The sequence below is a fragment of the Streptomyces sp. NPDC001530 genome, from assembly GCF_042894545.1.
Classification (GTDB): Bacteria; Actinomycetota; Actinomycetes; order Streptomycetales; family Streptomycetaceae; genus Streptomyces.
In genome coordinates, this window is the sequence record NZ_JBIAVS010000040.1 from 44500 (window position 1) to 50499 (window position 6000).

Here is a 6000-nt window from a genome sequence, read left to right on the forward strand (position 1 = left end):
CAGGCCGTTCGCTGGGGAACCCGTAGACGTCCTGTGCGAGGTGGTCTCCCGCTGCTGTGCCGCGCCGGCCTGGTGTCCCAGCTCCTGAGGATCGGGGGCGTAGCGCCCCGCTCGGGCAGGAGGCGTAGTGCGTTGCCGACGGCGCAGTCACGGTCAGATGACCGCCGTGGTCGGGCTTCTGCCACGGTCCGGGGGCCCGTCGTCGGGCCGGTGCTGCCGGCGGATGCCGCTGGTGGCAGGCCGGTGACGGCTGGGGCGGTGCCTGTGCGCCGCCCCAGCCGTCACGGGACAAGACGATCAGGCGGTGGTGCGGAACGGTCCGGTGACCTCGTAGGTGATGCCGCCGGAGGAGCTGCCGGACGTGCCGCGCTGGCTGGAGAAGTAGAGCCGGCTGCCGTCGGGGGAGAAGGCCGGGCCGGTGATTTCCGAGCTGGACTGGCCGGTGATGCGCAGGAAGGGGGCCACGATGTCGTCGGGGGTGATGATGCAGATCTCCATGTTGCCGCCGTCCTCGGCGACGAACAGGTCGCCCGAGGAGCTGCCGGTGACGTTGTCCACGCCGGTCAGCGGTGCGGTGCCGTTGGTGACCAGGCTGTCGTCGTAGGCCAGTTCGTAGGTGCTGGTCGGCAGGTTGAGCTGCCAGACGCGGTTGTCGCCCTTGGTGGTGAACCAGACGGTGTCGCTCGCGTAGTGGCAGCCCTCGCCGCCGTTGAAGATCTTGGCGCCGGAGACCTGGTCGCGGGTGTAGGTCGGGGAGCCGTCCGGGTCGGGCACGTTCGTCCAGGTGAAGGAGCCGGAGGTGCCGGTGCCGGCGACCAGCACCTGCAGGGTGCCGGAAGACAGGGCGCCCCAGGTGGTGGGGATGAACCGGTAGAAGCAGCCGTCCGACTCGTCCTCGGTCAGGTAGATCACCTTGCGCACCGGGTCGGCTGCGGCCGCCTCGTGCTTGAAGCGGCCCAGCGCGTCGCGGCGCACGGCGGCCTGAACGCCCCACGGGTCGGTCTCGTAGACGTAGCCGCGGCTCACTTCCTCACAGGAGAGCCAGGTGTTCCAGGGGGTGGCGCCACCCGCGCAGTTGTTCCGCGTGTTGGACAGGATGCGGTAGGCACCGGTGATCGTGCCCGAGGAGTTGAACGTGACGGCGCCCGCGCCGCCACCGGTGCCGGTCTCCGAGTTGGAGACGTAGATCCAGCCCGTGCCGTCGGCGAAGCAGGCGCCGCCGTCGGGTGCGTTGTGCCAGGTGTACGAGGTGCCGGGGACCGTCTGGCTGGAACGGGCGATGACTCTGCTGGTGAAGCCGGACGGCAGCATGATGCCGTTGGCGTCGGCTGCCAGCAGGCCACCGTAGGGGCTCGTGCCGTTCTGGGCGGGGGCCGCGTAGGCGGCGCCGTGCATGAGGGTGCCGCCGAAAACGGCGGCCGAGGTGCCGATCACTGCACCGCGCAGGAAGTTGCGACGTTCCACAGCTACTCCTTCGTCAAAGAAGGGCGAACGATGACTGGTTGAGCGCCGCCGACTGGTCACAGGGAACGTAAAGCCCGATGGCAGGGGAGGGTAAGGCTCCCCTTGACCAACTCTTTACGACCGACTGGTGAGTAGATGCCGTGCAGAAACGATTAGCGCGCCACTAAATGAACGACCAGCGGATTCCCCACCAACTGCCGAATACCCGTCGTTCGAAGGTGAACCAAAAGGCCTCAATCCACTGCCCCGCCGGCCACCGGTGTTGTGGGGGTGCCCTGGGTGTGCGCCCTGCCTGCACCTCCCCCGCCAGGGCACGCTCATCGACTCCTCGCTCACGTACTCGAGGGCTGGGGCACGGGTTCTGACGGATGCTCAAGGTCTGCTGCGGTTCGGTCAGGAGCGCTTCCAGCGGCTTGGTGCTGTCCTCAAGAAATGCCGGCCGTGAAGAACACGTCACACGCGGGGCACTGGCGGGCTCGGGCCCTCACGGACGAATATGGAACGCATGAGTGAGCAACCCGCACGATGGAGCCGGGCGACCGTCTACCCCGACATGTGGGTTGACCCGGACGAGGACCCCCGCCACAGCGAAGGTGTCAGTCCGGACGGGGAGCTTGCGACGCTGCAGGACTTCCTGACGGGCTACCGCATAACCCTGCGGATGAAGTGCGAGGGCCTGGATGCGGAGCAACTGGCCCGTCGGTCGGTTCCGCCGTCGACGATGTCGCTGCTCGGCCTGCTGCGGCACCTCGTCGAGGTGGAACGGGACTGGCGCAACTGGATCAGCGACGGTGATCCGCTGCCGAAGCTGTACGGCGAGGGTGACGCGGACTTCGACGGAGCTGTCGCCGAGCAGGCCGAGGTCGACGCCGCGTACGTGGCTCTGGAGCGCGAGCAGGCCGCGATGGACGCCGCGCTGGCCGAGCACCCGGATCTGAGCGAGCGTCTGGGGAAGGACGGGATCGCCGTTCGGGAGCTGATGGTGCACAGGATCGAGGAGTATGCCCGTCACTGCGGGCACGCCGACCTGTTGCGCGAGTGCATCGACGGAAGGGTGGGCCAGTGACGAGGGCCGGGGTTGGCATCCGCCGCCGCAGGCGCATGCAGGATTGCGGTGAACGGCCATTCGGCTCGGACGCTCCCCGCAATCCGGCCGGACTCCCGCAGTAGGTGAAGCGCGAGCCGCTTTCGTCCACGCTCAGCGGAGTCTCGTCGGTCCTGGCTGAGATGCCTCACGCCGTCACTGACCTCCGCCGTGCCGGCAGAGCGGACCGCTCACGCCCGGTCTTGCCGCTGGTCGGGGCCGGACGATGTCCCCTCCCCCATCGCCCCAAAGCCGCCAACCCGCCAACTGTGAAGCGACTTAAGCACGCGGGGCACTAGTGGTGGAGGGCCGCCGTATCGTCTGGCACCGGCGTTGCCGCGCGCCCGGCGAACCGCATGGCGACGCACGCCCCCAGGTACAGCAGGGCGACGACCAGCAGCAGCGCCTGATAGCCCGTCACCAGGGCCAGATACTCGAGCGCGCCGCCGGTCAGTGCGCCCAGCAGATTCGCGCCGAACGCGGAGGTCGGGTCCGGGGCGAGCGCGAGGCGGTCGGAGAAGATGAGGTTGGCGCAGAAGATGGGGGCGAAGGCCAGGGCGATGGCGGCGGCGAGCCGTGCCGCGAAGGGCAGCGCGAGCACGGCGTGCGCCGGGACGAGCCAGGCGACCGCGAGGGTGGCGAAGAGCAGCAGCTGCAGCAGCAGCTGGTTGACCCGCCGCAGCCGGCGCCGGACCTCGACGCCGGCGAGGACGGCGAGCAGGACGCCGATGAAGACGAGGGCGTTGACCAGCCAGGTCGTACCGAAGTAGAGCGCGAAGTTGATCACGTTCTTCGTTTCGAGCAGCAGGAAGGCCGCGCCCAGCAGGAACATGTCGGTATAGCGGAGCGTGCTGCGGATCCGCACCCCGGTCAGGCGCACCGACAGGAGCGTCACGCCCAGGATCGCGCCCAGCACGCCCAGGTAGAGCGTGGGAATGTTGCGGTGGAGCAGGTAGGGGAAGGGGTGGTCATCGCTCGCGGCGGCCGGGACCGCGCCGCTGGGCTGCCAGATCTGCTCGCAGGACTGGTCGGCACGCGTCATCCCGGCCACCAGCACGGCCGCGTTCTGGCCGAACGTCGTCATACAGGGGGCGTGGCCGTAGATGTCGTCGAGGGTGCCGGCGAAGCGGTCGACCAGCCAGCTCTTGCGGTAGTAGTTGTACATGACGAACGCGCCGTGCGGCGCGAGGTGATCGCGCGCGGCCTCGAACGCCTGCCGGGTGAACAGGTAGCTCTCCAGACGCAGATTGCTCGCGCCGGCCACCAGCGTCAGCGAGTCCGGCAGCGCCAGGACGACGAGGTCGTACGTGGTGTCCGTCCGCTGAAGGAAGGCCCGTCCGTCGTCGATGTGGACGTGCACCCTGGGGTCGTCGTACGGCTTGGCGGGGTGCAGCTGTGCGCCGATCTGCTGCAGCCGGGGATCGATCTCGACCGCGTCCACGCGCTCCGCTCCCTGCGCCAGCGCGACCGCGACGTCATTGCCGTTGCCGGCCCCGATGACCAGCACGCGCTGGTGCGGGTTGTGGGGCGTGCGGTCGTAGGCCTGCCGGTAGAACGAATTCTCCTGCAACAGCGCCGGGAGCGGCGCGATGCTCTGGTGCGGGATGCCGTTGACGGAGATCGAGGGATGGAAAAGCTGGATCTTGTAGTAGGGCGACCAGGAGATGCCGGCCGTTGTCGTCTCCGCGAACAGCGCAGCGACCATCGCCGTGAGGGGGATGCCGTACCGCAGGGTGTTGCGCCGTCCGCCGAGGATCAGCAGGGCCGCGGCGGCGAGCACGCCCCACACAAGCGACGGGGCGCGGAGCCAGGACAGCAGGGCGAAGGACACCGAGCCGGTGAGGCTGCCGAGCAGGTCGTAGCGGTAGGCATCGAGCGCGGGGAGCCGGCGGAAGAAATCGGCGGTGATCTTGCCGATCGCCGTCATGATCACCGCGGTCAGCAGGAAGATGGCCGGCAGCGTCACCCACTCGGGAAGGCCGGTGGTCTCCACGGAGGTGAAGTAGATGACCTGGCTGCTGCCCTGACGCACCTGCACCGGATACTCGCGTACCAGGACGACGAGAAGCGCGAGCGGGATCGGCGCCCAGCGTTTGAGCCACTGCCCGCGCGCGGCGGGGATCAGGAACCCGAGGCCGATACCGAGGAACGACCCCAGCAGGATGAAGTTCGAGAAGTAACTGAGGTGGACGACGTTGGCGCCCGCCCATCTGATCAGCGCCAGCTCGACGAAGAGCATGGTGGCGCTGGCCAGCAGGAGCCTCCAGCGCACCGAGCCGTCGGTTTGTCCCGTTTCGCTCAGTTTCATGCGTGTTTACGGTGCCACCTTCGGCAACGGTGAGTCGAGATGCCTTGCCGGTTGCGTGGCGCGGATGGCAGGTCAGGGCAGGTTGCGGGCCATCACGATGCGCTGGACCTGATGCGTGCCCTCATAAAAACGGTGTCCCATGCGGTGAGGCGGAGCAGCCGCCTGGAGCAGCACAGGGCCGCGGCGAGGCCGAGAAAGGCCCGGCAGTTGCGGGGAGGGCGCTCGTGGCGGGGGCCGAGTCCGCGGTAGCCGGACCGCACCGTCTTCCGGTGCGATCAGCGGGCCTGCAGGAGGCTTCCGACCCAGCTGGTCGCTGCGCGGGGATCGAGTCCGGCGAGGTGGATCTCCGGCGTTTCGCCGCAGCGGTGGCGACGCCTCGCCAGTCCTCCATCCCGTCGATGGCGCGCCCGGCCGTGTTGCGGCCGCGGTGGCGGCCGGTGTCGTGGGTGACGGGCCGGCCGGCACGGCTGCCCTTCTGCCTGCGGCCTGCGCCCTGCTCCCTCTTCTCCAAGATGACCGCCTCGATGCGGCGTTTGCGGCGGACGCCGCCGCCAGTGGGCCGGCACACCTCTCTCCCTGCCGCGAGGCGCCTTTAACCCATCTCCACAAAACCGTCAAGTCCCGATTTCCCGGAACGTGACCCGTGCCGCACTGACTGGGCTTACTGGATGTGCGACCCCACCGGAAAGCAATTGAGGTCGCAGGGTACGGCGGAAATAATTCCGCCCCCCAGTGCCCCGAATTCCCGGAGCACGTTCAATATATTCCAATTCAGAAACGGAAAAAACATGAACCGTAATTCCAAGACGTCCGACTCCCGTCCCAAGCGTCGAGGTTTTCTCCTCGCGACAGCGGTCGCGTCCGCCGCGATCGCCGGGGGGATCATCATTCCGGCATCCTCCGCGATGGCGGCCCCCGCCACGTCGGTCGCGAGTGTCGTGGCGGGCCACGACGACCACGGCAACCACCACAAGAACAAGAACAAGAACAAGAACCAGAACCGCCCCGGCAACACGCAGGGCGGCACCCAGGGAGGCGGCACCGGGAACACCCAGGGCGGCACCCAGGGAGGCGGCACCGGCAACACCCAGGGCGGCACCCAGGGAGGCGGCACCGGCAACACCCAGGGCGGCACCCAGGGAGG

Annotated in this window: 4 protein-coding genes; 2 read left to right on the forward strand and 2 right to left on the reverse strand. The window is 68.6% G+C overall.

Features of this window, described 5'->3' with window-relative positions; all coding sequences use genetic code 11:
* Positions 1-297: 297 nt before the first annotated feature.
* On the reverse strand, positions 298-1464 hold the full coding sequence (locus ACFY0T_RS47095; protein ID WP_388884729.1) for an alkaline phosphatase PhoX: 1167 nt from the start codon (positions 1462-1464) through the stop codon (positions 298-300).
* Positions 1465-1969: 505 nt separating this feature from the next.
* Between ACFY0T_RS47095 and ACFY0T_RS47100 the strand changes: the two genes are divergently transcribed.
* The gene (locus ACFY0T_RS47100) at positions 1970-2530 is read left to right on the forward strand and encodes a DinB family protein (RefSeq protein ID WP_388884730.1); all 561 of its coding nucleotides are present in this window, start codon (positions 1970-1972) and stop codon (positions 2528-2530) included.
* Between the two features lie 313 nt (positions 2531-2843).
* On the opposite strand, the gene ACFY0T_RS47105 is transcribed toward ACFY0T_RS47100, so the two are convergent.
* Entirely contained in the window at positions 2844-4856 is a 2013-nt protein-coding gene (locus ACFY0T_RS47105) for a spermidine synthase (RefSeq protein WP_388884731.1), read from the reverse strand.
* Between the two features lie 788 nt (positions 4857-5644).
* On the opposite strand from ACFY0T_RS47105, the gene ACFY0T_RS47110 reads away from it, so the two are divergent.
* The coding region (locus ACFY0T_RS47110) for a hypothetical protein (RefSeq protein ID WP_388884732.1) at positions 5645-6000 on the forward strand (356 nt) is incomplete at its 3' end.